General features: G+C 70.7%; 21 protein-coding genes and 1 pseudogene. 15 read left to right on the top strand and 7 right to left on the bottom strand.

Annotated elements, in window-relative coordinates:
* Position 1: 1 nt before the first annotated feature.
* Together BJ998_RS40420 and BJ998_RS40415 are read right to left on the bottom strand one after the other, a co-directional pair.
* Complete coding sequence (locus tag BJ998_RS40420) at positions 2-919, bottom strand: LysR family transcriptional regulator (protein ID WP_184869417.1); 918 nt, start codon at positions 917-919, stop codon at positions 2-4.
* A 69-nt stretch (positions 920-988) separates the two neighbouring features.
* On the bottom strand, positions 989-1600 hold the full coding sequence (locus BJ998_RS40415; RefSeq protein WP_312890622.1) for a UbiX family flavin prenyltransferase: 612 nt from the start codon (positions 1598-1600) through the stop codon (positions 989-991).
* A gap of 166 nt (positions 1601-1766) precedes the next feature.
* Between BJ998_RS40415 and BJ998_RS40410 the strand changes: the two genes are divergently transcribed.
* Genes BJ998_RS40410 through BJ998_RS40380 form a run of 7 tightly spaced genes read left to right on the top strand, consistent with a single transcriptional unit; the run spans position 1767 to position 9438 of the window.
* Positions 1767-2762 (top strand): amidohydrolase family protein, encoded by a 996-nt coding sequence (locus BJ998_RS40410; RefSeq protein ID WP_184869415.1) that lies wholly within the window; start codon positions 1767-1769, stop codon positions 2760-2762.
* Positions 2759-3538, top strand: coding sequence for an alpha/beta fold hydrolase (locus tag BJ998_RS40405; protein WP_184869414.1), 780 nt, complete (start codon positions 2759-2761; stop codon positions 3536-3538). Before BJ998_RS40410 ends, BJ998_RS40405 begins: the two co-directional genes overlap by 4 nt.
* Positions 3535-4407: an FAD binding domain-containing protein gene (locus BJ998_RS40400; protein ID WP_184869413.1), complete on the top strand. Its 873-nt coding sequence runs from the start codon at positions 3535-3537 to the stop codon at positions 4405-4407. The genes BJ998_RS40405 and BJ998_RS40400 overlap by 4 nt, the downstream gene beginning before the upstream one ends.
* Complete coding sequence (locus BJ998_RS40395; protein ID WP_184869412.1) at positions 4400-4876, top strand: (2Fe-2S)-binding protein; 477 nt, start codon at positions 4400-4402, stop codon at positions 4874-4876. The genes BJ998_RS40400 and BJ998_RS40395 overlap by 8 nt, the downstream gene beginning before the upstream one ends.
* Entirely contained in the window at positions 4869-7250 is a 2382-nt protein-coding gene (locus BJ998_RS40390) for a xanthine dehydrogenase family protein molybdopterin-binding subunit (protein WP_184869411.1), read from the top strand. Before BJ998_RS40395 ends, BJ998_RS40390 begins: the two co-directional genes overlap by 8 nt.
* Entirely contained in the window at positions 7250-8086 is an 837-nt protein-coding gene (locus BJ998_RS40385; RefSeq protein WP_184869410.1) for an SRPBCC family protein, read from the top strand. The genes BJ998_RS40390 and BJ998_RS40385 overlap by 1 nt, the downstream gene beginning before the upstream one ends.
* 23 nt (positions 8087-8109) lie before the next feature.
* Positions 8110-9438, top strand: a complete 1329-nt coding sequence (locus BJ998_RS40380) for a uracil-xanthine permease family protein (protein ID WP_184869409.1) — start codon at positions 8110-8112, stop codon at positions 9436-9438.
* A gap of 4 nt (positions 9439-9442) precedes the next feature.
* Here BJ998_RS40380 and BJ998_RS40375 read toward each other — a convergent pair whose 3' ends face one another.
* Positions 9443-9586 (bottom strand): hypothetical protein, encoded by a 144-nt coding sequence (locus tag BJ998_RS40375; RefSeq protein ID WP_184869408.1) that lies wholly within the window; start codon positions 9584-9586, stop codon positions 9443-9445.
* Between the two features lie 81 nt (positions 9587-9667).
* On the opposite strand from BJ998_RS40375, the gene BJ998_RS40370 reads away from it, so the two are divergent.
* The 4 genes from BJ998_RS40370 to BJ998_RS40355 all read left to right on the top strand — a co-directional run bounded on the left by BJ998_RS40370 (position 9668) and on the right by BJ998_RS40355 (position 14438).
* Entirely contained in the window at positions 9668-10381 is a 714-nt protein-coding gene (locus BJ998_RS40370) for a DNA alkylation repair protein (RefSeq protein WP_184869407.1), read from the top strand.
* Positions 10382-10621: 240 nt separating this feature from the next.
* Entirely contained in the window at positions 10622-12256 is a 1635-nt protein-coding gene (locus BJ998_RS40365) for a discoidin domain-containing protein (RefSeq protein WP_312890621.1), read from the top strand.
* A gap of 8 nt (positions 12257-12264) precedes the next feature.
* Positions 12265-13497 (top strand): MFS transporter, encoded by a 1233-nt coding sequence (locus tag BJ998_RS40360; RefSeq protein ID WP_184869406.1) that lies wholly within the window; start codon positions 12265-12267, stop codon positions 13495-13497.
* Positions 13494-14438, top strand: coding sequence for a TolB-like translocation protein (locus tag BJ998_RS40355; RefSeq protein ID WP_184869405.1), 945 nt, complete (start codon positions 13494-13496; stop codon positions 14436-14438). Before BJ998_RS40360 ends, BJ998_RS40355 begins: the two co-directional genes overlap by 4 nt.
* 44 nt (positions 14439-14482) lie before the next feature.
* On the opposite strand, the gene BJ998_RS40350 is transcribed toward BJ998_RS40355, so the two are convergent.
* On the bottom strand, positions 14483-16675 hold the full coding sequence (locus BJ998_RS40350) for a carbohydrate-binding protein (RefSeq protein WP_184869404.1): 2193 nt from the start codon (positions 16673-16675) through the stop codon (positions 14483-14485).
* A 452-nt stretch (positions 16676-17127) separates the two neighbouring features.
* Complete coding sequence (locus tag BJ998_RS40345; RefSeq protein WP_184869403.1) at positions 17128-18159, bottom strand: aldo/keto reductase; 1032 nt, start codon at positions 18157-18159, stop codon at positions 17128-17130.
* Between the two features lie 69 nt (positions 18160-18228).
* On the opposite strand from BJ998_RS40345, the gene BJ998_RS40340 reads away from it, so the two are divergent.
* Both BJ998_RS40340 and BJ998_RS40335 read left to right on the top strand, forming a co-directional pair.
* Entirely contained in the window at positions 18229-18840 is a 612-nt protein-coding gene (locus tag BJ998_RS40340; protein ID WP_184869402.1) for a TetR/AcrR family transcriptional regulator, read from the top strand.
* Between the two features lie 116 nt (positions 18841-18956).
* On the top strand, positions 18957-20297 hold the full coding sequence (locus tag BJ998_RS40335; RefSeq protein ID WP_184869401.1) for a PQQ-dependent sugar dehydrogenase: 1341 nt from the start codon (positions 18957-18959) through the stop codon (positions 20295-20297).
* Between the two features lie 3 nt (positions 20298-20300).
* On the opposite strand, the pseudogene BJ998_RS49670 reads toward BJ998_RS40335, so the two are convergent.
* Together BJ998_RS49670 and BJ998_RS40330 are read right to left on the bottom strand one after the other, a co-directional pair.
* Positions 20301-20423: pseudogene (locus tag BJ998_RS49670) on the bottom strand (rhodanese-like domain-containing protein); the annotation flags it as partial.
* A 238-nt stretch (positions 20424-20661) separates the two neighbouring features.
* Entirely contained in the window at positions 20662-21291 is a 630-nt protein-coding gene (locus tag BJ998_RS40330) for a hypothetical protein (protein ID WP_184869400.1), read from the bottom strand.
* A gap of 153 nt (positions 21292-21444) precedes the next feature.
* Here BJ998_RS40330 and BJ998_RS40325 point away from each other — a divergent pair, with 153 nt between their 5' ends.
* Together BJ998_RS40325 and BJ998_RS40320 are read left to right on the top strand one after the other, a co-directional pair.
* Complete coding sequence (locus BJ998_RS40325; protein ID WP_312890620.1) at positions 21445-22512, top strand: epoxyqueuosine reductase; 1068 nt, start codon at positions 21445-21447, stop codon at positions 22510-22512.
* Positions 22513-22602: 90 nt separating this feature from the next.
* Complete coding sequence (locus tag BJ998_RS40320; RefSeq protein ID WP_184869399.1) at positions 22603-25182, top strand: Xaa-Pro dipeptidyl-peptidase; 2580 nt, start codon at positions 22603-22605, stop codon at positions 25180-25182.

Here is a 25182-nt window from a genome sequence, read left to right as displayed (position 1 = left end):
GTCAAGAGTTCTCCTGAGGGTCGGTGGCCGCCGTTACCGACCGCAATACTTCCAGCATCTGAGTCGCGGCTGGGGGATGACGCGCGTCCAGCAACCGCACGGCCGCGATGCGCCGCCGGGGCGTGGCGCCGGCGATCGGCACGGCGACCACGTCCGGCCGCTGCGCGATGAGCGCCAGCCGCGGGGTCGTTCCGATGCCGATCCCGGCCGCGACCAGGCCCTGCACCGACAGGTAGTCCTCGGTGACGAAGCCGATCCGCGGCTCGAACCCGGCCAGCCGGCACAGCGTCGTGAACGCCTCGTCGTAGGGCGGCTGGTGACTGCGGACCACCCACGTCTCGCCGGCCAGCTCCCGCAGCTCCACCTCGGACTCCCCGGCGACGGGGTGGTCCAGCGGCACCAGCACGCACAGCGGGTCGTCGGCCAGGTGCACCCACTCGACGTCGGCGGGCACCGTGCGCGGATCGAAGTCGTAGTCCCAGACCAGGCCGAGGTGGATCGACCCGTCGCGCAGCGCGGCCGTCATGTCGGAGGCGTGCGCCGACCGCAGCACGATCTTCGTGTCCGGGTAGCGGCGCTGGTACTCGCGGACGACCCGGGGGATGAGGTCGGCGCCGGCTGTCGGGAACGCGCCGAGGCGCACCGACGACTGCTGCGCCTTGAGGTCCAGCATCTCCTGCTCGATGGTGGCGATCGTCCCGAGCAGCCCGGTGCTGCGCTCGGCCAGGAGCCTGCCCGCCTCCGTGAGCTCGATGCCGCGGGGGCCGCGGATCATCAGCGGCACGCCCAGCTGGCGTTCCAGCAGCGCCATCTGCTGGGAGACGGCGGAATGCGTCATGAACAGCGCCTCGGCGGCCGCGGTGAACGAGCCGTGCTCGGCCACCGCCGAGAAGATCCGCAGCCGCCGCGCCTCCAGCACCCCGGCCCCTTCCGCCCCGCTCCGACCCGCCGTTGGCTCAGCCCTTCCGCAATCGCCCCGGTCCTCGCCCTACCGCCCGGCCACCAGGTCCGCGGGCTCGGCCTGGTTCAGCTCGCCGTCCCACGGCTCCGGCGCGAACTCCGATAATCCCACCCGCGCCAGCGCGCGGCGAGCCGTGTAGTCGACGAGGTCGTCGACCGTGTGCGGGCGGCGGTAGAACGCGGGCACCGGCGGGGCGACGATCGCACCGGCCTCCGTCACGGCGACCATCGACCGCAGGTGCCCGAGGTGCAGCGGCGTCTCGCGCACCATCAGCAGCAGCGGTCGGCCTTCCTTGAGGCAGACGTCGGCGGCGCGGCTGACCAGGTCGTCGGTGTAGCCGGTGGCGATGGCCGACAGCGTCTTGACCGAGCAGGGCGCGACCAGCATCGCCGCGACCGGGAACGAGCCGGACGCGATCGCCGCGCCGATCTCCCCGGGCCGGTACGTGACATCGGCGAGCATGCGGACATCGGCCACCGTGAGGTCGCATTCGTGGCGCAGTGTGAGGATGCCGGCCTTGGACAGCACGAGGTGCGTGCGAAACTCGGGGCGCTCGCGCAGAAGTTGCAGGATGCGCACGCCCAGACACGCTCCGCTGGCGCCGGTGATCGCCACCACCACGTTCCGGATCTCCGTCACGGCGGCCGCCTTTCCCGTGTGGACTCGTCCGGACATCGCAGCACGAACCCGCGCCGGGCGCGAGGGTTGGCGCTGTTAGAAGTCCTTACCGGTGCTGCCAGGAAAGCGCGCTGGTCCGCCGGGCCGCGTCAACTTAGCGTCGGGGCAACCGAATCGACCGGCGGAGGTGAGTCGGACGGAAGTCCTCGACACGCATGCCCACATCGTGCCGCGTTCGCTGCTGATCGCACTCGAGAAGACCGCATCCGCGGGATTCTCGGCCCGTCGCACGGATTCCGGCTGGGTGGTCGCGGTGCCCGGCGCCGGCGACACCCGTCCGATCGGCGCGCGGATGACCGAGGCCGGGCCGCGTGCCGCCTGGTTGAGCGACACCGGCGTGACCCGCCAGATCCTCTCGCCGTGGCTGGACGTTCTGGCCACGCCGGCGGCCGGCCGCGACTGGGCACGCACGGTCAACGACGCGATGGCCGAGTCGGCGGCCGAGCAGGGGACCGTCGCGTTGGCCTCGGTGGACACCGACGACGGCGACCGTGCCGCGGACGACCTTCTGGAGGCGTGGAAGCGCCCGGAGTTCGCCGGGCTGCTGCTGAACACCGACCCGCCGTCCGGACCGGCCTTGCACGAACCCGCGTTCGATCCATTGTGGACGGTGGCGGCGAGCGAGGGGATCCCGGTCGTGCTGCACCCGCCGACCTGCGGGCCGTCCGGGGACCTGACGTCATTGGGCACGATGGGCAACGTGCACGGGCGGTTGATCGACAACACCGTCGCGGTCACGAAGCTGATCCTGGCCGGCGTGCTCGACCGACACCCCGGCTTGCCGCTGGTTCTGGTGCACGGCGGCGGTTTCCTGCCGTACCAGGCCCATCGCCTCGACGGCGGCTACCGCACCAAGGAGGCCTTCGCCGTTACGCTCGACCGTGAGCGGCCGTCCGCGTACCTCGGCGACTTCCGCTACGACACGGTCGGCTTGTCCGGCCCGTCGATAGCGTTCCTGGCCGGGCTCGTCGGGGCGGACCGGGTGCTGCTCGGCAGCGACTTCCCGTTCGCACTGGGCGATCCGCAGCCGGTGCGGACGGTCCGTGACAGCGGTCTCGACGATGTCGCCGTCGAGAAGGTCCTGCACGGCAACGCCGACACGCTGTTCCGGAGGCCCGCATGACCGCCGGTCCGCTGGCCGTCCGCCGCCGCGGTGTGGGGGAGCCGCTGGTGTTGCTGCATCCATTGGCGCTGTCCGGGGAGCTCTGGACCCCGCTCGCCGAGGCGCTGTCCGACGAGTTCCAGGTGTTCGCCCTCGACCTGCGCGGACACGGCGACAGCGCATGGGACGGCAAGCCGTTCACCATCTCCGACCTCGCCGACGATGTCGGCCGCACGCTCGACGCCCTGGACCTGCCGTCGGCGAGCCTGCTCGGGCTGTCGATGGGCGGCAGTGTCGCCGTCGACTTCGCCGGCCGCTTCCCGGAACGGGTCCGCTCGCTCGTGCTGGCCGACACCACCGCCTGGTACGGCGACGACGCCGCCACCGCGTGGGCGGAACGGGCGCGGAAGGCCGTCACCGTGCCGCGGGCGAACCAGCTGCGGTTCCAGGTCGACCGCTGGTTCTCGCCGGAGTTCGCCGAGACCCACCCGGAGGACGTCGACCGCGTGGCCAAGATCTTCCTGCGAACCAACAGCGAGGCCCACGCGGCGGCATCGATCGCCATGGGGGCCATGGACTCCCGGCCGCTGCTGCCGGCGATCACCGCACCCACGCTGGTCATGGTGGGCCAGCTCGACTACGCGACCCCGCCGTCCATGGCCCGCACCCTCGCCGACGGCATCGCTGGCGCCGAGCTGGAGATCCTGCCCGGCCTACGGCACATGTCGCTCATCGAGCGGCCGGCGCTGGCCGACCTCGTCCGGCAGCACCTGCGTCGCGTGACGGAGACCCGATGAAACCCGCACCCTTCACCTATCACGCGCCCCGTGAGCTCGACGAGGCCCTGGACCTGCTGCGCCAGCACGGCGACGAGGCGAAGGTGCTGGCCGGCGGGCAGAGCCTGATGCCGATGCTCAACTTCCGGCTGGCCCGCGTCGAGCACCTCGTCGACATCAACCGCCTCGGCGAGCAGTGGGGCACGCCGACGTTCGGCGCTGAGACGATCACCATCCCGGCGCTGGTCCGGCAGCGGCAGCTGGAACGCTCCGCCGACGCCGCACGGCTGCTGCCGGTGCTCACCGAGGCCCTGCACAACGTCGCGCACCCGCAGATCCGCAATCGCGGCACGATCTGCGGCAGTCTTGCGCACGCCGATCCGGCCGCCGAGCTGCCGAGCGTGCTCACCGCACTCGACGCCCGGTTCACACTCGCGTCGGCCCGTGGGGTGCGGACGCTGCCGGCGCGGGACTTCTTCCTGTTCCACCTCACCACCGCGCTGGAACCGGACGAGCTGCTGCTTGAGGTGAGCTTCGACCGGCCGGGGCCCAACCAGTTCTCCGCGTTCCGCGAATTCGCCACCCGCCGCGGCGATTTCGCGCTGGCCGGCGTCGCCACGGTGTGCGAAGTGGACAGTGCGGGCGTGGTGACGGCCTGCCGGCTGGTGGCGGCCGGGGTTGCCCCGACGCCACAGCGGTTGACCGAAGCGGAGGCGCTGGTCGTCGGCCACCGGCTCGGGCCGGAGTTGGCCGAGGCCGCCGGGGCGGCGGCCGGGGCCCAGACCGAGCCGACCGGCGACATCCACGCGAGCGCCGAATACCGTGCGCGGCTGACCGGCGTGCTGGTCAAGCGGGCACTGGTCGACATCACGGAGAAGGCCCATGGCTGACCACACTCTCAGCGTCACCGTCAATGGCGAGTCATACGACGAAGCCGTCGACGCGCGCATGACCCTGGCCGACTTCCTACGCGAGAGGCTGCGCCTGACCGGCACCCACGTCGGCTGCGAGCACGGCGTCTGCGGCGCCTGCACGGTGATCGTCGACGGCGTCGCGGCGCGGTCGTGCCTGATGCTGGCCGTGCAGACGGACGGTGCTGTCGTCGAAACTGTCGAGGGGCTGGCCGTTGACGGCGAGCTGTCGCCGTTGCAGCAGGCGTTCAAGCGTAATCACGCGCTGCAGTGTGGGTTCTGCACGCCTGGGTTTCTGATGAGCGTGACGGCCGCGCTGCGGGAGGACAACGTTCGCGACGAGGACGACGCCCGCGAGGTGTTGAGCGGCAACATCTGCCGCTGCACCGGCTACAGCGGGCTTGTCCGGTCCGTTGTGGACGTCGCGAAGGGACGGTCCGATGAGTGAGACGATGATCGGCGCACGGCTGGCGCGGCGTGAGGACGAGCGGCTGCTCACCGGTCGCGGCCGGTATCTCGACGACCTCGACCTGCCGGACGCGCTCGCGGCGGCATTCCTGCGTTCCCCGCACGCACACGCCCGGATCACCGCCTTCGACGCCACCGAGGCCCTCGCGCTGCCCGGGGTCGTCGCCGTGTTCTCCGGCGCCGACCTGGCGGAGATCCAGAAACCGTTGGCCCCCAAGGTGCTGCATCCCGAGCTGCGCGACTACCCGCGGCTGCCGATGCCGCCGGAGGAACTGCACTACGTCGGCGAACCCCTCGCCGTCGTGATCGCCGAGTCGCGGTACGTCGCCGAGGACGCGCTCGAACTGATCGAGGTCGACTACGAGGTGCTGCCGGCGGTCGGCTCCACCGCCATCGCGCTGCGGCCGGGCGGACCGCTCGCGCACTCGGGTGACGAGTCCAATGTGGCCGTGCTGCTCAGCCAGAAGGCCGGTGACGCGGAGGAAGCGCTGCGTACCGCGCCGCACACGCTGAGCGAGGAGTTCTTCCTGATGCGCGGCGGCGGCCACTCGATGGAGCCGCGGGCCGTCGCCGCGCGGTTCGAGCCGGCGACCGGCCAGCTGACCATCTGGGACACCACCCAGTCGCCGCACTACGCCCGCCAGCAACTGTCCATGATCTACGAGATGGCCGAGGACGACCTGCGGGTCATCGCCCCGTCGGACGTCGGCGGCGGATTCGGCCCGAAGGCCCAGTTCTACGGCGAAGAGGTCGTCATCCCGTGGGTGGCCAAGAAGCTGCGGCGCGCGGTCAAGTGGGTCGAGGACCGGCAGGAGAACTTCGTCTCGGCGATGATGGAACGCTCGCAGACGCACCGGATCGAGGTCGGGTTCGACGACGACGGCCGGCTGCTCGCGGTCAAGGACGTGATCGAGCACGACCAGGGCGCGTACTGTGCCGGTCTGCAGGTTCCGTCGATCACGACGTCGACGGTGCCCGGCCCGTACAAGGTCCCGAACATCGCGATCGAACTGCGGGCCTGCTACACCAACATGGTCCCGACCTCGTCGGTGCGGGGTGCGGGCCGGCCGCAGGCGGTGTTCGTGATGGAACGGATGATGGACCGGATCGCCGCGCACCTGGGCCTCGATCCGGCCGAGGTGCGGCGGCGCAACCTGATCCAGGCCGACGAGTTCCCGTACCAGGTGGGTATCACCTTCCGCGACGGCAGCCCGCTGACCTACGACAGCGGCGATTTCCCGGCCCTGCTCGAGGGAACCCTGGAGCGCATCGGCTACGACGAGGCCCGCCGCGAGCAGGCTCGGTCGCGCGCTGAAGGCCGGTATGTCGGCATCGGTCTGGCCGTGTACGTGGAGGGCTGCGGGCTCGGTCCGTACGAGGGGGCGAAGATCCGTCTCACCAACCGGGGCCGGATCCTCGTGACGCTGGCCGCGGCCGGGCAGGGGCAGGGCTACGAGACGGTCTACGCCCAGATCGCCGCCGACGGGCTCGGGCTCGGCATGGAGCACATCGACGTCACCACCGGCGACACCGCGCGGATTCCGTTCGGGCAGGGCACCTTCGCCTCACGCATCACCGCCACCTGCGGTCCCGCCGTGTTCGACGCCGCCAAGCAGATGCGGGCCCGGCTGCTCGACACCGCCGCCGTCCTGCTCGGCTGTGATCCGTCCGAAGTGGACTTCGCCGACGACTGCGTGTGTTTGGGCGGCGACCGGGAGAAGTCCGTGTCGCTGCAGCAACTCGCACAGGTCGCCAACATCGGCAAGCACGGCATCACGCTGCCCCGTGGGGTGAAGGCCGGCCTCGAAACCGCCAGCTACTTCTCGCCCGAGCGGGCCGCCTACGCCAGCGGCGCTCATGCCGCCATGGTCGAGGTCGATCCGGAGACCGGTGGGATCACCATCCTCAAGTACGTCATCGGCCACGACTGTGGCACCGTGATCAATCCGCTGCTCGTCGACGGGCAGGTGCTCGGCGGGTTCGCCCACGGGCTCGGCAACGCCATGTACGAGGAGGCCGTCTACGACGACGAGGCCACGCCGCAGGCCACGAGCTACCTCGACTACGCGCTCGTGTCGTCCGCCGAGGTGCCGCCGGTCGAGCTCTTCCACATCCAGACGCCGAGTCCGCTCAATCCGCTCGGCGCCAAGGGGGCGGGGGAGGGCGGCACCGTCCCGCCACCCGCCGCCATCGCCAACGCCGTCGAGGACGCCCTCCGCCCGCTGGGAGTTCGCGTGACCCGCGCCCCCGTCACCCCCGCCCGCATCGCCGACGCCGTCGCCGCCGCTCATGGCTCGGAGGCCTCCGCGTCTTCCACCTCGCCCGGCGCCGACGCCGGAGGAAAGGCCCCCTGATGATCATCGAGAACTCCTTCGAGGTCGCCGCCGACCCCGACGAGGTGTACCGGTTCCTCCAGGACGCCCACAACGTCGCGGCCTGCTTCCCCGGGGCCGAGCTGGTCGAGGACCTCGGCGACGACGCGTACAAGGGCAAGGTCAAGATCAAGGTCGGCCCCGTCACCGCCGCCTACCAGGGCGTGGCCAAGGTCGTCGAACGCGACCCCGCCGCTCGCACTGCCGTGCTCATGGCCGAGGGCAAGGACACCCGCGGCGCCGGCACCGCCAAGGCCCGGGCCACCATGCGCGTCACCCCCGCCGGTTCCGGCGCTTCCGTCGTCCTGGCGACCGACCTGGCCATCTCGGGAAAGCTGGCGCAGTTCGGCCGCGGCATCATGGCCGACGTCTCCGGCCGGATGGTCGGGGAACTGGCGAGCCGGGTGCGGGACCGGATCGAACACGGCGATTCCGCCGCGACACCGACCGCGCCTCCCGCCGGGCAATCCGCGGCGGCACCTTCGACCGCCGCGCCTTCCAAGGCCGCGTCGTCGACCAACGGGCAATCCGCGGCGGCGTCAACTACGGCGGCACCTTCCACCGCCGCGCCTTCCAAGGCCGCGTCATCCACCGCCGGGCAATCCACGGCGGCGTCAACCACGGCAGCGCCTTCGACCGCCGTGTCGTCCACCGCCGCGCCATCTACCGCCGGGCAATCCGCCGCCGGGCCATCGCCTGCCGCGCCGGCCACCGACGGTGTCCCGCCGTTGAAGGCGTCCGTGCTGTTGCGCATCGTGCTGGCCGGAATCCTCGAACGGTGGGCCGCCCGCCTCCGCGGCGCCAGACCCGTCAGCTGACCTTCATTCCCGCAGGAGTGCACATGGCCGTTCGCAGCACCGTCGACGCTCCCGTCTCCGTGTTCGACGTCGGCATCGACGACAAGGTCCGCGTGTCGAGCGCGGTCGGGTTGGGGATACAGAACATCCTCGGCATGGCGGGGCTGCTGATCTTCCCCGCGCTGATCGGCACGGCGTTCAAGCTGTCGGCGGGGGACACCGCCTACCTGTACGGCGTCACGTTCATGACGTCGGGGCTGGTGGTGATCCTGCAGTCGGTGCTGCTGCTGCGATTACCGATCATCCAAGGGCCGTACGCGGGATCGCTGGCGGCGTTGTTGGCCGTCGGCCATGGCCCGGGCGGGCTGGGAGCGGCGTTCGGGTCGATGACCGTCGCGGGGCTGATCTGGTGTGTCCTGGCGGTGCCGGCGCGGCGGTTCGGGCCGGTGGCCTACCTGGCCCGGTTCGTCCGGGACCCGATCATCTGCGGCGTGCTGGTGTTGACCCTGGCGACGCAGCTGACCAGCACGGCGTTGCCGAACTGGATCGGCACGCCGAACAGTCCGGGATTCCCCTGGGTGAACGTGGTGGCGGGTGGGGTGGCGGCGGCGTTGGTGATCGCGTTGACGTTGCTGCCCAAGGGAACGCTGCTGAGACGAGGGGCGGTGCTGGTGGCGGTGATCGCGGGCACGTTGGTGTACGCGCTGCTCGCGCCGACCAGCTTCGCGGCGGTGGGGGAGAACCTCGGTGTGACGGTGCCGACGCCGTTTCCGTTCGGGTTCGCGGTGCGGGGCGACCTGGTGCTGATCTTCTTTGTCACGCTGCTGCCGGCGGTCGCGGAAAGCATTGCGACGTACGACATCGTGGCCCGATGGGGCGGCCAGGAGCTGTCGGGGCACCGGGTGGCCCAGGGCGTGTTCGGCGAGGTGCTGGGCAGCACGGTCGGCGCGGTCTTCGGCGGCATGTCCACCCTGGCCTACCCGGACAACATCGGCCTGCTGCGCGTGACGAAGGTCGGCTCCCGCTACGTCACCCTGGCCACCGGCGTCATCCTGCTGGTGCTCGGTGGCCTCGGGCCGTTCGACCGGCTGCTGCAGGCGATCCCGCTACCCGTGCTGGCCGCGGCCGGGACAGTCCTGTTCGGCGTGCTGTTCGCCAGCGCGATCGACGTGCTCTCGGACGTGCACTGGTCCCGCGACAACCTGATTCTGGTCGGCTTCCCGTTCATCACGTCGATCGGCGGGCTGTTCGTGCCCGCGTCGACGCTCAACGCGATGCCGACCGTGGTTCAGCTGGTCCTGGGCCAGCCGCTGATCCTCGGCACGGTGCTGCTGGTGGTCCTGAAGCTGGCGTTCACCCTGCGCCGGGACTGAACGGTCACCGCTTGCGCAGCCGCCGCACCGCGTCCTTGACGCGCTGCTGGTTCTTCGGGTCACGGGCGGCCCGCTTGACCTGCTCGGTCAGCTTGCGGCCCTGCGGACTGCGCAGGAAGTCCGACACCCGCTGCCAGATGGACGCCATGGCCCGCTCCTCTCCGGTGCTGTTCGCCCCCTTTGTCCCCATTATCGCGCCGGCCGAAACCTGCCGCCGTAGGCTACCGCCATGATCTCGAGCACGGCGGCGGACGTCTCTGCGGCGCTCGCGGCCGTCGCCGACCCGGGCGCGGTCGATGCGAGGGCGCGGTTCTTCGGCGCGCAGCCCGGCGGCTACGGCGAGGGCGACCGGTTCCTCGGCGTCTCGGTGCCCGACCAGCGGCGCGTCGCCCGCCGGTTCGCCGGCCTCGAGCTCCCCGAGATCCACGGGTTGCTGACGACCGGCGCCCACGAGGAGCGCCTGACGGCGTTGTTCATCCTGGTGCTCAGGTTCGCCAAGGCGGACGAGGCCGGCCGGGCCGAGATCATCGAGCTGTACCTGGCGAACACGGCCGCGGTGAACAACTGGGACCTGGTCGACTCGTCGGCCTTCCAGCTGCTGGGGGAGTGGCTGGTGGACCGTGACCGCGCGGTGCTGGACGAGCTGGCGGGATCGCGGTCGCTGTGGGAGCGGCGCATCGCGATCATCGCCACCCTCGCGTTCATCCGACGCGGCGATCCGGGCTGGACCCTGCGGCTGGCCGACAAGCTGGTCGACGATCCGCACGACCTGATCCACAAGGCCGTCGGTTGGATGCTGCGCGAGGTCGGCATCCGCGACCGCGACGCCGAGCTGCGGTGGCTGGTCCGGCACCAGAAGACGATGCCGAGGACCATGCTCCGCTACGCCATCGAGAAGTTCGAGCCGGAGCTGCGGCGAGCCTTCCTCACCGGGACGGCCTAGACACCGCAGGTCGACGGCGCGCCGAACGCGAGCGGGACTCCGACCCGACCTTTCTTCACGACGTGACGTTACAGCGTTGTTTCACTTGACCGATTCAACGCCCGGTCACCTCTTGTCAGCGGGCAAACCGATCTTTTACAGTCTGCCTAGTTAGGAAAGTTTCTTTACTGTTTACCCTAAATTCATCCGACCTCCGCCGCCGGCCCCCGCTACCTCCAAGGTTCCCCGAAGGAGTGCGACGTGCCGTTCACCCGCCCACCGCTCACCGGCCTGCGACCACTGCGCAGGCTCGCCCCCGTCATCGCCGCCGCCATCGTCCTGCCCTCGGCGGCGATCGCCGCGGCGGCCGCCAGCCAGGCCGACGATGTCCTGCTCTCCCAAGGAAAACCGGTCGCCACCTCCACCGTCGAGAGTTCCTCGTACGCCGGCTCGAAGGCGGTCGACGGCAGCGGCACCACCCGCTGGGCCAGCATCGAGGGCGCCGACCCGCAGTGGCTGCGGATCGACCTCGGCCAGGCCGCCACCGTCCACCGCGTCGTCCTCAACTGGGAAGCCGCGTACGCCAAGCAGTACCGCATCGAGATCTCCGACAACGGCACCGACTTCACCACGGTGACCACCGTCGACGACGGTGACGGCAAGACCGACGACCTCAGCGGCCTCAACGCCCACGGCCGGTACGTGCGCGTCGTCGGCGTCACCCGGGGCACGAGCTACGGCTACTCGCTCTGGGAGGCACAGGTCTACGGCCTCACGGACGCCGCAGGCGACCACCAGGCGCCGACCACGCCGACCGGTCTCACCGCCGGGGAGACCACCGCCACCAGCGTCGCCCTGAGTTGGAACGCGGCCTCCGACAACGTCGCCGTCGCGGGCTACGACATCCTGCGCAACGGCACGGTCGTGGCCTCCAGCGACGACCCGTCCTACACCGACATCGGCCTGGCGTCCGACACCGCCTACACCTACTCCGTCCGCACTCGGGACACCGCCGGGAACCTGTCCCCGGCCGGCGCCCCGATCACCGTGAAGACCAAGGCCGGCGGCAGCGGCGCGTTCATCCTGGCCGCGGCCGGCGACATCGCCGAGCAGTGCACCGCCAGCGACTCGGACTGCGCCCACGTCAAGACGGCCAAGCTGGTCGACCAGATGAAGCCGGCCGCGGTGATCACCATGGGCGACAACCAGTACGACAACGCCCACCTGTCGGACTACAAGAACTACTACGACAAGACGTGGGGCAAGTTCAAGAGCATCACCCACCCCGTCCCCGGCAACCACGACACCTACGACTCCCCGAAGTACAACGGCTACGACAAGTACTTCGGCGACATCGGCAAGCCCGACGGCAAGCGCTACTACAGCTGGAACATGGGCAACTGGCACTTCGTCGCCATCGACTCCAGCGCCTTCATGACGCACGACGACTTCGCCCCGGACTCCACCGGGTCGGACGAGCTGGCCTGGCTGAAGCAGGACCTGGCCAACAACACCAAGGGTTGTGTCGCCGCGTACTGGCACCACCCGCGGTGGAGCTCCGGCGACCACGGCGACAACAAGGACAGCATCGAGCTGTGGAACATCATGGTGGACAACAAGGTCGACCTGGTCCTCAACGGGCATGACCACGACTACGAGCGGTTCATCCCGCAGAACGCCAGCGGAAAGTCGGACAAGAACGGCCCCGTCGAGATCGTCGGCGGCTCCGGCGGCGCCGACCTCTACAAGCTGGGCACGAAGCACGCCACGACCGCGAAGCTGCTGAAGACCTACGGCGTCCTGAAGCTGTCGATGACGGACAGCACGTTCCAGACGCAGCTGATCGGCGTCGACGGCAAGACCCTGGACAGCAGCCCGACCTACACCTGCCACTAGGAGCCGGCATGTACATCGCGGCAAGCCGTACCTCGGACCTGGCGGCCGGGACGGAACGGAAACCGGCGCTGCGGCGGGTCGCCGCCAACGTCGTCGCGCTCGGCCTGGTCAGTCTGGTCACCGACGTGTCGTCGGAGATGGTCACCGCCGTCCTCCCGCTCTACCTGGTGCTCGGCCTCGGCCTGAACCCCTTGCAGTTCGGGTTGCTGGACGGGCTCTACGCCGGCGCCACCGCGGTCGTGCGGGTGCTCGGCGGCCACCTCGCCGACCGGTGGCGGCGGCTGAAGACGGTCGCCGGGTTCGGGTACGGCTTGTCCGCGGTGTGCAAGCTCGGGCTGATCGCGGCCGGCTCGTCGGTCGCGGCGATCGGCGTCGTGCTCGCCGCCGACCGGACCGGCAAGGGGCTGCGCACCGCCCCGCGCGACGCGCTGATCTCGCTCAGCAGCGAGCCCGACGCGCTCGGCCGGTCGTTCGGGGTGCACCGCGCTCTGGACACCGTGGGCGCCTTCCTCGGCCCGCTGGTGGCGATGGCGGTGCTCGCCCTGAGCCTGGGCAGCTACACCTCGGTGTTCTTCACCAGCTTCTGCATCGCGACGATCGCGGTGATGCTGCTGGTGCTGTTCGTCCGCGACCGCCCGGGCACGATGGACCGTGCCGCGGTGTCGCTCCGTGCGGCGATCGACCTGTTGCGCGCCAAGGATTTCCGAAGGGTGACGATCTGGGCGGCGTTGCTGGGCCTGGTGACCGTCGGGGATTCGTTCATCTACCTAGTGCTGCAACGGCGTTGGGACGTGGCGGCGACGTACTTCCCGTTGCTGCCGCTGGGCACCGCCGGGATCTACCTGCTGCTGGCCGTGCCGCTCGGCCGGCTGGCGGACCGGATCGGCCGGTGGCCGGTGTTCCTCGGCGGCCACGCCGCGCTGTGCGTGGCACTGGTGTTGCTGTGCGGTCCGCAGGCGGGGATCTGGCTCGCGGTGGTCGCTCTCGGCCTGCACGGGGTGTTCTACGCGGCCACCGACGGGGTGCTCATGGCCGCCGCCGGGCCGCTCGTGCCGTCGGGGCTGCGAGCGACCGGGTTGGCGGTCGTGCAGACCGGACAGGCGGTGGCGCGCATGCTGTCTTCCGTCCTGTTCGGACTGGCGTGGACGCTGTGGGACCTGCGACCGGCGGTGTTCGTCGCCGCCGGTTGCCTGGCCGTCGTCGCCCTCGCCGCCGCAGTCGTGAAGCCGGTGCGGCCATGAAGAAACTCGTTCTCGCCCTGACCGGCACGGTGGTGCTGGCCGCCGCGGCCGTCACGTACACCGTCAGCGCCCGGCCCGACGCCGCGGAGGCCGTGCCGGCGGCCCAGCTCACCCTCGCCCACGGCCAGCTGCTGTACCGCAACGTCTCCACCGGCCGCATCGCCTCGGTTCCGCTCACCGACCCGGGCGCGAAGCCGAAGCTCAGCGGTCTCAAGTGCGACCGGTTCGCGGTGGCGAAGCAGACGGCGGTGTGCCTGGCCGCGCGGCCGGGCACGCTCCCGGTCGAGACCGACGTCCTCGTCCTCGACGACCACCTCAACGTCCGACACACCGAGACCCTGCCCGGCACGCCGAGCCGCGCCCGGGTGTCCCCGGACGGCAAGCTCGTCTACTGGACGGTGTTCGTCACCGGGGACTCCTATGCCGCCACGGGATTCTCCACGCGGGCCGGAGTGTACGAAGTGGACACCGGAAGCCTGGTCAAGACGATCGAGGAGCTGCCGGTGCTCGTCGACGGCAGCCGGTACTTCGCGCCGGACGTCAACTACTGGGGCATCACCTTCGCCGCCGACGGCAACCGGTTCTACGCCACGCTCGGCAGCAAGGGCAAGACGTACCTCGTCGAGGGCGACTACGCGCACTTCCACGGGAAAGCCCTGCGCGAGAACGTCGAATGCCCGTCGCTGTCCCCGGACGGCACGCGGGTGGCGTTCAAGAAGAAGGTCGGCGACGGCGTCTGGCGGCTGTCCGTCCTCGACCTGGCGACGATGCGCGAGACCGAACTCGCCGAGAGGCGCAGCGTGGACGACCAGGCGCTGTGGCAGGACGATCACACTGTCCTGTATGGACTGGACAACGCCGTGTGGGCGGTTCCGGCCGATGGCTCCGGAGCTCCCCGTCGGCTGGCCGGGGATGCCGCCACTCCGGCCGTCACGGGGTGAAGAACACTGGTGGCCCTCGCGAGTCCGAGGGCCACCAGTGTCATCTACTGAGTCACCTCGAGGTAATCGAGGTTGGGTGTGCCGCCCGTGTTGGTCGAGGTGAGGCGGATCGTGTTCGACCCGCTGTTGACCTTCACGGTCGCGGTGGCGTCGTCCCAGGTGTCCCACGACGCCGTGGGCGGGAAGGACAACGTGCCCGCGGCCGTCCCGTCGACGGTCAGTGACGCCGTCCGATCCGTCGTCGTTCCGTTGGCGTAGTGGAACTTCACCGTGGCGTTCCCGTCCGCGTCGGCCTGCACGCCCGTCCACTCCGCGTAGGAACCGGTGGCATTCGTGGTGTTGCAGAAGCCGGTTCCCGAGAACCCGGCGTGATCGGAGTCGATCGTGCCCTGGCAGGTGGCGTCCTCCGCCTCGTACCGGTTGCCCGACGGCGGCGGCGTGGCGGCGCCCACGTAGTCGGAGCCGATCCACGAGTCGTCGATCCGCAGCAGCTTGGCGTGGGTGGAGTCGCTGGACGCCGCCCAGGTGCTGTCCACCTCCAGCTTCACGTAGCGGGCGTTGGCCGCCGGCACGTCGATGAACTGCACGCCGCGGTGGCTGGGCAGCGTGCCCTTGGCCACCGGGTTGCCCCAGTCGCTGCCGTTGGCGGAGACGTAGACCTTGTAGTCGCGGATGCGGGCCGACTGCTCGGTGCTGGACCGGGCGTAGCTGACCGAGTCCTCGCGCTGGTTGATCCCGAGGTACTGCACCCGCTTGGACGAACCGAGGTCGTAGGTCAGCGACACCGGCAGGGTCTTCTTGTTGTCCCAGTAGGTCAGGTAGTTGCCGTCGGCCGCGGCGGAAGCGGCGTGCCCGCTGGCCGACGCGGAGGCGCTCATCGTGTACGACGACGCCGGGTAGATGCCCGCCCGGCCGTGGGTCTCCACCCGGAACACCGTGTCGTACTTGTCCCAGCCGGAGATCCCGTTCAGCGTCAGGTAACCGTTGCCCTGAGAGAAGTCGACGGCGGCGCCGGTGCGGAAGTTGGTCACCCGCGTCACCTGGTACCCGTTGTCCCGCAACCGCAGTGTCGAGCCCGATGGCTTGGTGAGCACGTGGACGAACTGCAGGTCCGGGTTGGTCTTGCTGATCGTGGTGACGCCGTGCGAGCCGTCGTTCCAGAAGCCGGGTTGCAGGCCGCCGTACATGTAGCCGCCGCCCTCGGTCCCGTCGATCGAGCCCCAGATCTGGTCGAGGTAGCCGTCGAGGAAGTTGTTGTAGTCCAGCTGGTGGCTGGGGAACTTGCCGTTGACCATCGCGGTCTCGTCCATGAGCGACTTGATCGACGAGCCGGAGTTGGCGATGTAGCGTCCGACGTTGAGCGCGGTGTTCACCGTCGAGTCGGTGCCGGTGTACCACCAGGAGCCGGTGTCCGGCAGTTTGTAGTCGGCCTCGACCAGCCGCGGCGCCGCGGTCCACACCGCCTGCGGGTAGTCGTAGGACGGCGTCATGCCGGTCTTCTGCTCGTTGCTGACCATGTCCATGATCGGCGTGTCTTCGTTGTTGTTGCTCAGCGTGAAGCTCGGCCGGCGCTGGCGGATCTGCTCGTACAGCTTGTGGTCCAGCCAGTACTGGTTGTCGTTGTCGATCCAGAACCCGCCGAGGTCGGGATAGCGGTCCATGACCTCGAGGAAGTTGTCGTAGCTGAACTCGCCGAACCCGTCGCGGCTGGTCAGGTCGACGTTGTGGCCGGCGTAGCCGGAGAAGCCCTTGGAGTCCAGCCAGCTCTTGCCGGACGGCAGGCCCTCGCTCGACCACTGCGGGTCGTCGGTCATGTAGAGGATGGTCTTCATCCCGGCCTTCTTCGTGGCCGCGATCAGCTCGCCGAGGAAGTCGCGCTTGGTGTGGCAGCTGCCCGGGATCGCCGACGGCCATGGCCGCGCGTAGCCGAGTCTACTGTGGAACGTCGCGAGCACGATGTACTGCGTGTGCAGCTTCTTCGCCTCGGTGACCCAGTAGTCGGCGCTCCAGCCGCCCTTCGTGACATCGGACTCCCAGGCGTTGCAGTCCGTGTGCGCGGGCGCCGTTCGCTCGCCCCAGTGCAGGAACAGGCCCGCCTGGGAGGCGCGCAGGAACGCCTGGCGCGGGTCCTGCAGCTCGGCGTGTGCCACCGACGGCGTCGCCGCCGCCACCAGCCCCGCCGCGACGACCATCGCGGCTCCGTAGGCGAGCAGTCGCTTGCCCCAACTTCTTCGCATGGCTTCCTTCTCGTCGCTGAGGTGAAGACCGGGCGGCGATGGTGTCATCGCCGCCGTCGATTTCGGGGTCGGCCATGGCGACGTCGTCCGTGCAGGGGCTCCGCCATGGTGGACCTCCCACGATCGCGTGTGAGTCACAGCCTCGACCTGGGTCGGCGGCGCGCGACCGGGTCGCCCGTCGTCGACGGCCACGCGGCGGATAGTGGCCGATACATCGGATGTATGGGCGCTTTCAGGCGTCCATTACGCCCGCGAGGGTATGATTGATCGGACCTTCGTGTCAATCGTCCGCAGTCGATCGACTGTCCCTTGTGGATCGATGAGTGTCCTTCGCTCCGGCCGATGCCGTGATCGCTCCCGCCGAATCCGTTGATCTGAGCCATGTCGGCGTCGGAGTCGCCGGATTTGCTCGGACCACTCGACCACCCGACGGGGGACTGCGGCCTGCTCTGTTAGGCCGTCGGGTTGAGGCGGGCGAATCCCTCCTGCCGGTGATACGGGAAGTACGGGTAGGGGGCGGTCCGGGCGCTCGCCGCGTCGAGTCGGGCGATCTGGTCGTCGCCGAGTCGCCAGCCGACCGCGCCGAGGTTCTGCCGCAGCTGGTCCTCGTTCCGGGCGCCGATGATCACCGAGGCGACGGTCGGGCGGGTGAGCAGCCAGTTGATGGCGATCTGCGGCACGGCCCGGCCGGTCTCGGCGGCGATCTCGTCGAGCACGTCCACGACGTCGTACAGCAGTTCGTCGTCCACGGGCGGGCCGAAGTCGGCGGTGGCGTGTAGGCGACTGTTCTCGGGCAGCGGCCGGCCGCGGCGCACCCGGCCGGTGAGCCGACCCCAGCCGAGCGGGCTCCACACCAGCGCGCCGACGCCCTGGTCGCGACCCAGCGGCATGAGCTCCCACTCGTAGTCGCGGCCGACGAGCGAGTAGTACACCTGGTGCGCGACGTAGCGCGGATGATGGTGCTCGTCGGCCAGCGCCAGCGACTTCATCAGCTGCCAGCCGGCGAAGTTGGACACGCCGAGGTAGCGGACCTTGCCGGCGCGCACCAGGTCGTGCAGCGTGTCGAGCACCTCTTCGACCGGTGTGCCGGCGTCGAAGGCGTGCAGCTGGAACAGGTCGAGGTAGTCGGTGTCCAGGCGGCGCAGCGCGGACTCGACGGCGCGGATGAGCCGGGACCGGGACGAGCCGGCGTCGTTCGGGCCGTCCCCGGTGGGCAGGCTCGCCTTGGTGGACAACAACACCGCGTCCCGCCGGCCCCTGACGGCGGCGCCGAGCACCCGTTCGGACTCCCCGTCGGAGTACACGTCGGCGGTGTCGAACATCGTGACCCCGTTGTCCAGACAGATGTCCACCAGCCGCCGGGCCGCCTTCGCGTCGGCGTCGCCCCACGCCCCGAACAGCGGGCCGCGCCCGCCGAACGTGCCGGCCCCGAAACTCAGCGCCGGCACCTGTAGTCCCGACGCGCCGAGCCTGCGGTACTCCATGCCATCCACCCCTATCGGTATTGTGGTCCCGTTAGCACCGTAGCACGTTAAGGGGACTGGAGTACCGTTATGGCGGTCAGTCGGCCGGGCGGCCGGACGGCTCGGGTGCGCGCGGACGTCCTCCGCGCCGCCGGCGACCTGGTGGCGGAGCGGGGCTTTGCCCAGCTGGACCTGGCCGAGGTCGCGCGCCGGGCCGAGGTGGGGCGGACCACGGTGTACCGGCGCTGGGGAACGGCCATCGCGCTGGTCACCGATCTGCTCCTCGACATGGCCGAGCAGTCGTCGCCCCGTGCCGACACCGGTGACCTGGCCGAGGACCTGCGCGCCAATGCGCGGCTGGTGCAACGCACGCTGGCCGACGAGCGTCAGGGCGCTCTGTTCAAGGCCGTCATCGCCGCCGCGACCTGGGACGAGCAGGCGGCGACCGCGCTGCGGGGCTTCTACCGCACCCGTGTCGACGAGTGGGCCCCCTGCGTCGTCGCCGCGATCGACCGCGGCGAGCTGCCGGCCGGCAGCGACGCCAAGGCGGTGATCCGAGCCGTGTCGGCGCCGCTGTACTACGAGCTGCTGATCACCGGCCAGGTGCCGGACGAGCCGGCCGCCGATCGGGCCGCCCACGCCGCGTTCCTGGCCGCCCGGGCCGGCGCCTTCGTCGAGGCTCGCCCCGCTCGATCTTCCTGACCCCGCCGGACGATCCGCGCCGCTCCGGCGTGATCACGGCCCTCGGCGAGGTCGTCGCGGGGGTTGTTCAAGTGCCACTATCGGGGGTGACAGCCCACCGACGTCGAAGGGCCGGCATGACTATCCGACGCGTCGCCGTACTGGCACTGGCCGCGACCCTGCTGGTCAGCGCCTGCACCGCTGCCGGCGCGGGTGGCGGCCCCGCGCCCTCGGCCGCCGTACCGGCCGGACTGGTGCCGGTGCCCCTCACGGTGCCGGCGGGCATGGGCGGTGCGCCGCTGGACGAGGCGCGGCAGGTGCTCGTGCCCAGTGGCTGGACGATGGCGGTGTTCGCCCGGGTTCCGTCGGCCCGGCTCGCCGCGTGGGCGCCGGGCGGCACGCTGCTCGTGTCCGTGCCGGCCAACGGCACCGTTGTTCGACTCGTGCCGAACGGGCAGGGCCAGGCGACGGAGTCGGTGCTGCTGAAGGGCCTGAACCAGCCGCACGGTCTCGCGTTCGTCGGCTCCACCCTGTACGTCGCCCAGAGTGACCGCGTGGACAGCTACTCCTACGCTTCCGGCTCCGCCACCGATCCGCGGCCGGTCGTCGTCGGCCTGCCCGACGCCCGGAGCCCCGAGCTGGGCGGCAAGTACGCCCACGCGTTGAAGAGCGTCGCCGTGGGCCTGGACGGCTCCGTCTACGTGTCGGTCGGTTCCACCGGCAACATCTCCGCCGAGGACCTCAAGGCCACCCCGCCCCGGGCTTCCATCCTTCGCGTCCCACCCGGCGGCGGTTCCCCCACGCCCTTCGCCGTCGGCGTCCGCAACGGGACCGGCCTGGCCATCGCTCCCGACGGCGCCGTGTGGACCGCCGTCAACAACCGCGACAACATCCAATACCCCTTCGACCGCCCCTACGGCGACGCCTCCGGCTCGTCGCGGGGGCAGGTGATCCCCGACTACGTCCGTGACCACCCCGTCGAGCCCCTGGCCAAGCTCACCCAGGGCCGCAACCTCGGCTGGCCCTACTGCAACCCCGACGCCGACACCAACCCCGGCGTCAAGGGCAGCTCCCAGAACCCTTCCAACGCCCCCTTCACCCTTGACGTCGAGACCAACCCCGACGGCCACCTGCTCGACTGCTCGACCCTGCCCCGCGTCGAGCAGACCCTCGGCGGCCACTCCGCTCCCTTGGGCCTGTCCTTCGTCGACGGCGGCCTCCCGGGCGGCTATGCCCACGGTGCCCTGGTCGGCGTGCACGGCTCGTGGAACGCGTCCCCACCCCGTGCCCCCGAGGTCTCCTTCTTCCCGTGGGCCAACGGCAACCTGGGGCCGCAGCAGACCCTGGTCGGCGGCTTCCAGGCTTCCGACGGCTCTCGTTGGGGCCGCCCGGTCGCCGCCGTCATCGGCCCCGACCACGCCGTCTACATCACCGACGACGAGGCCGGCGCCGTCTACCGCCTGGTCGCGCCGCACTAGCGATCAAGCCGGCTGGCTGCTCTCCGTGGGCAGGCCCGCGGTGACCCAGTCCTCGATTCCCTCGCGGTACTTGTAGACGTTGCGGTAGCCGAGGTTGATCAGCTCGGCGCCGACGAGCTCGCTGTTGCGGCTACGAGCACCCGCTGCCGCCGAACGTGCACGTCACGGCGTTCATGGCGGACCCGACCGCCGTCCTGTTGCCCGAGAAGCATCCGTTGGCCGCGAAGGACATCGTCGAGCTCGGCGATCTGCGAGGCCCGCCGCAGCCCCCTGTTCGACAGCTGGGCGCACGAGCCCCGCGAGTGGGAGCTGGCCGAGTCCCGCGGCCCGAGCTGACCGCGTCAGCCCAGGAAACGACTCGCCGCTAGGAGTTGTGCCACTGCCATTCCGTGAGCCGCGGCCGCCCCGGCAGTTCCGCCCGCCCGGTCGCCCACAGCAGGGTTGCCCATCGGTCCGTGTCCGTTGGCGCGTCAGGAACGAACCTCGCGAGCACCCGCCCGCACACGTGGGCCGGCGGCGTCCATTCGAGCCCGAGCCCCTCGGCGACGTCGTGCATGTGCAGCAGCGTTTCCGCGACGGCCATCGCCGCGAACCCGGCGGTGTCCAACACCCCCGTGTCGTGGTACGCGCGAACGTCCGGCGGCGTGGTCCGCACCATCGCCACCAGCAGCGCCCCGCACGCTTCCACCACCTGCACCAACCCCGCCGGGCCTGCCTTCCGGTCCGCGAAGATGATCAGTCCCGGGCCACCGGGCCGGTGCTGGGCCCACGCGAACGGCACCGCCCGCTCCGTCGACGGAGCCTTGGGTCCGAGGTGCGCCGCGTAGAAGAACAGGTTGTCGGCGATGTGCTCCGCCGTCTCCCAGCAGCTCCACTCCAGCTGCCCGGCCTTCGCCTCCCAATCGACGTCTCCCGCGCCGGCCAGCGTCTCAACCGCCAGCCGCACAACGCTTTCGACATCGTCGGCGGTCACGGTAAGGGATGAGTCCGACATCGCCGCAGCGTATCGCCCACCCGCCGGCATGTCCGCCGGATTTCCGGCCGTGGGGACGAGGGTCGCCGTAGCCAGAGAATTGTGTTTTCCAACTCACTCTGCCACGCTGGATGGGCAGGTGAGTTGCACGAGCAGACTCAGTGGAGGTTGGGCGTGGCGAAGATCCCGGCGCGGCTGGAGAACCACCCGTCCGTGCGTGCCGTGCGCGAGAGGCCGGCGGCCGGCGCGGCCCAGGTGATCGACGCGGGATGGCTGCGCAAGCTGTGCCTGGACGCCGGGGTGGACGACGTCGGCTTCGTCTCGATCGACCACCCGGAACTCGCGAGCGAGGTCGACCACGCGAAGAACGCGCTGCCGGGCACCCGCAGCTACATCTCCCTGGTGGCGCGGATGAACCGGGACAATGTGCGCTCCCCGGCGCGCAGCGTGGCCAACCAGGAGTTCCACCGCACGGGCGAACTGCTCAACGAGGCGGCGCACAGCATCGTCCGGGCGCTGGAGGACGCGGGACACCGGGCGATCAACCCGTCGGCGACCTTCCCGATGGAGATGGGACAGTACCCCGGGCGGATCTGGGTGATCGCCCACAAGCCGATCGCCGTCGCCGCGGGGATGGGCGCGATGGGCATCCACCGCAACGTGATCCACCCCAGGTACGGCAACTTCATCCTGCTCGGCACCATCCTGGTCGACGCCGAGATCAGCGAGCACGGCGAGAAGCTGGACTACAACCCCTGCCTGGAGTGCAAGCTGTGCGTCGCGGCCTGCCCGGTCGGCGCGATCAGCAAGGACGGCGTGCTGGACTGGGTGGCCTGCTCGACGCACAACTACCGGGAATTCATGGGCGGCTTCACCGAGTGGGTGGAGACCATCGCCGACAGCAAGGACGGCGCCGAGTTCCGGGACCGCGTGACCGACTCCGAGAACGCGTCGATGTGGCAGAGCCTGTCGTTCAAGCCGAACTACAAGGCGGCCTACTGCCTGGCCGTCTGCCCGGCCGGCGAGGACGTCATCGCGCCCTACCTGGACGACCGGCGGGAGTTCATGAACACCGTGCTCAAGCCGTTGCAGGACAAGGTGGAACCCATCTACGTGCTCGCCGGCTCCGAGGCCAAGGAGCACGTGGAGAAGCGGTTCCCGCACAAGCGCACGGTCGAGGTCACCGGCGGCCGCCGCCGGGCGGCCGGAACCGGTGACAGGGCAGACGAATCCGGGCGGTGACAGCGAACCAACCGACTTTGGTCGGTTGTCCGGACCGATCCTGGTCCGAGAGCATGCCAGGGCATCCCTGACAGATCAGGAGCCCTCGTCATGCGCGCTCTGTTCCCGGTGGCCGCAGCGCTGATCACGCTCGCTCTCGCGGCGCCCCAACCGGCGGCCGCCGCGACGCCGTCCGCCCCGTGCGTCAGCCCGCGGTTCACCGACGGCTTGGCCCAGAACGTCTTCCCGGCCGACCCGACGACGTGGGTGCGGGCCGAGGCCTGGGTGCAGACGCCGGACGACAGCGACCACGACGGCTTACCGGACCGCGTGCACGTCGACATCACCCGGCCGGCCGCGACCGCGGATCCGGCCTGCCACTACCGGGCGCCGGTCGTGTTCGAGGACAGCCCGTACTACGCGGGCATCGGCCCGGCCGAGAACTGGAACGTCGACCACCCGCTCGGCAGCCCGCCGGCGACCCGGCCGGTGACGCCGGACTGGCCGGCCAAGAACACCAGCCCGATCATCAGCCAGGTCTACGAATCCACGTGGCTGCCGCGCGGTTTCGCGGTGGTGCACGCGGAGTCGCCGGGCACCGGCCTGTCCACCGGGTGCCCCACCTCCGGCGGCCCGAACGAGACCCGCGCCGGCAAGGCGGTGATCGACTGGCTCAACGGCCGGGCGCCGGCGTTCACCAGCGCCACGTCCGCCGACCAGGTCGCCGCGAACTGGGCGACCGGCAAGGTCGCGATGATGGGCACGTCCTACAACGGCACGCTGCCGGAGGCCGTCGCCAGCACGGGGGTCGACGGCCTGGCCGCGATCGTGCCGGTGTCCGCGATCTCCGACTGGTACGACTACTACCGCGCCAACGGCATGGTCCGAGCCCCGTTCACCTACCAGGGCGAGGACCTGGACGTGCTGGCCGACGCCGTGTACTCGCGGTCCGACCGGGCGATCTGCCAGCCGGTGCTCGCCGCGCTGCGAGCGGGGGAGGACCGGGCCACCGGCGACTTCAGTGCGTTCTGGAACGACCGGAACACCATGCGGGACGTGCGGAACGTGCACGCCGCGGTGCTGGTTGCCCACGGCGACAACGACTTCAACGTGATGACCAAGAACATGGCCCAGTTCTACGACGCCGTCAAGGCGCAGGGCGTGCCGCACATGCTGTACTTCCACCAGGGCGGCCACGGCGGCGCGCCGCCGGACGTGATGATCAACCGGTGGTTCACGCGGTACCTGTTCGGCGTGCACAACGGCGTCGAGCAGCTGCCGAAGGCGTGGATCGTGCGTGAGGCCAACGCGTGCCCGCCCCGGCAGACCACGGCCGTCGGCGACCAGTCCGGCACCGCGTCCCTCACGGTCGCCGACGCAACCCGACTCACCCTCGGTTTCACGGTGTCGATCCCCGTCACCGGCGCCGACGGCACCGTCGCCACCGCGACGCGGATCATCACCGCCATCCCGGACGCTCAGCACATCACGCTGGCGTCGGCGGTGGCGACCAAGCCCGGCGAACACATCGTCGGCGGGGCGACGGTCGGACTGGCGTGCGGCAGCGCGAACCCCACGCCGTACGCGGAATGGCCCGATCCGGCCACCGGCCTGGTCACCGCGGACCTCACCGCCGGCGCACCGGGTGTCGGCGGCCTGACCCTGCGCCCGGGCAGCCCGCAGGCCGAGACGCTCACCGACGACGCGACCGTGCCGGCCGCGACGTCGGCCAACGCCGCCACCTCCGCGACCAGACTCGTCTACCAAACCCCGGTGCTGGCCACCAACGTCCGGATCTCCGGCACGCCATGGGCTTCGCTGTGGGTGGCGTCGTCCGCGCCCAAGGCCAACCTGACCGTCGCGCTGGTCGACTACCCGCCGACCGGCAACGGCACCATCCTCACCCGTGGCTGGCTCGACCCGGCGAACCGCGACTCCGCGGCGACCAGTGAGCCCGTCACTCCCGGCCAGTTCCACCGGCTGCGCCTCGACCTGCAGCCCAAGGACGCCGTCGTGGTCGCCGGTCATCGGCTCGGCCTGCTGGTGCTGTCCAGCGACCAGGAGGCCACCATTCGGCCCGCGCCGGGCACCCGCCTGACCGTGGACCTCGGTCGTAGCAACGTCACCCTGCCGATCGTCGGCGGCACCTCCGCTTTCGCCGCCGCCACCGGCTCCGGCGACGCTACCGCCGGGATCGCCGCACTGCGCTCGACCGTCGCCTCCCTCAACCTGCCCGCCCGGGAGGCCCGCGATCTGCAGACCAAGCTAGACGCCGCAATCTCCGCCGCCAAGGCGTGCGCGCCTCTCGACGGCTTCCTCCGCGCCCTGTTCGACCAGGTCGGCTCCGGCCGCGGCGTAACCGCCGCTCAGGCCGTGTTGCTCCTGTCGGCCAACCAGATCGAGCTGCAGCTCGGCTGCTTCTCCGCCGGCACCGTCGGCCCGTGGGTGACCCCCGAACGCGTCGGCCAGGCCTGGACCCGTGCCTCACGCCAGGTCGCCGAGACCGACCTGCTCGACCTCGCCGGCATGCTCGGCGGCTCCCGCGACACACTGCGCGGGGTCGCCGCTGCCGGCCAGTCCGTCGTCACCGGCCGCCCCGACGCGTGCTGGCAGGTTCGCAACCTGTCCCGGCAGGCACACGGCGACGCCGCCGCGACAGTCACCCGCATCGCCGACGAACTCCGGTGCTGA

This window comes from Kutzneria kofuensis (genome assembly GCF_014203355.1).
In the GTDB taxonomy this organism is placed as follows: domain Bacteria; phylum Actinomycetota; class Actinomycetes; order Mycobacteriales; family Pseudonocardiaceae; genus Kutzneria; species Kutzneria kofuensis.
Note: the sequence above shows the minus strand (reverse complement) of the source record. Positions and strands in the feature narration are given on the sequence as shown.

Coding starts and splice junctions, on each gene's coding strand:
- BJ998_RS40330 (WP_184869400.1), bottom strand. CDS start 21,291: ATGTCGGACTCATCCCTTACCGTGACCGCCGACGATGTCGAAAGCGTT.
- BJ998_RS40375 (WP_184869408.1), bottom strand. CDS start 9,586: ATGGCGTCCATCTGGCAGCGGGTGTCGGACTTCCTGCGCAGTCCGCAG.
- BJ998_RS40380 (WP_184869409.1), top strand. CDS start 8,110: ATGGCCGTTCGCAGCACCGTCGACGCTCCCGTCTCCGTGTTCGACGTC.
- BJ998_RS40320 (WP_184869399.1), top strand. CDS start 22,603: ATGCGCGCTCTGTTCCCGGTGGCCGCAGCGCTGATCACGCTCGCTCTC.
- BJ998_RS40385 (WP_184869410.1), top strand. CDS start 7,250: ATGATCATCGAGAACTCCTTCGAGGTCGCCGCCGACCCCGACGAGGTG.
- BJ998_RS40335 (WP_184869401.1), top strand. CDS start 18,957: ATGACTATCCGACGCGTCGCCGTACTGGCACTGGCCGCGACCCTGCTG.
- BJ998_RS40345 (WP_184869403.1), bottom strand. CDS start 18,159: ATGGAGTACCGCAGGCTCGGCGCGTCGGGACTACAGGTGCCGGCGCTG.
- BJ998_RS40340 (WP_184869402.1), top strand. CDS start 18,229: ATGGCGGTCAGTCGGCCGGGCGGCCGGACGGCTCGGGTGCGCGCGGAC.
- BJ998_RS40360 (WP_184869406.1), top strand. CDS start 12,265: ATGTACATCGCGGCAAGCCGTACCTCGGACCTGGCGGCCGGGACGGAA.
- BJ998_RS40405 (WP_184869414.1), top strand. CDS start 2,759: ATGACCGCCGGTCCGCTGGCCGTCCGCCGCCGCGGTGTGGGGGAGCCG.
- BJ998_RS40395 (WP_184869412.1), top strand. CDS start 4,400: ATGGCTGACCACACTCTCAGCGTCACCGTCAATGGCGAGTCATACGAC.
- BJ998_RS40370 (WP_184869407.1), top strand. CDS start 9,668: ATGATCTCGAGCACGGCGGCGGACGTCTCTGCGGCGCTCGCGGCCGTC.
- BJ998_RS40400 (WP_184869413.1), top strand. CDS start 3,535: ATGAAACCCGCACCCTTCACCTATCACGCGCCCCGTGAGCTCGACGAG.
- BJ998_RS40355 (WP_184869405.1), top strand. CDS start 13,494: ATGAAGAAACTCGTTCTCGCCCTGACCGGCACGGTGGTGCTGGCCGCC.
- BJ998_RS40390 (WP_184869411.1), top strand. CDS start 4,869: ATGAGTGAGACGATGATCGGCGCACGGCTGGCGCGGCGTGAGGACGAG.
- BJ998_RS40350 (WP_184869404.1), bottom strand. CDS start 16,675: ATGCGAAGAAGTTGGGGCAAGCGACTGCTCGCCTACGGAGCCGCGATG.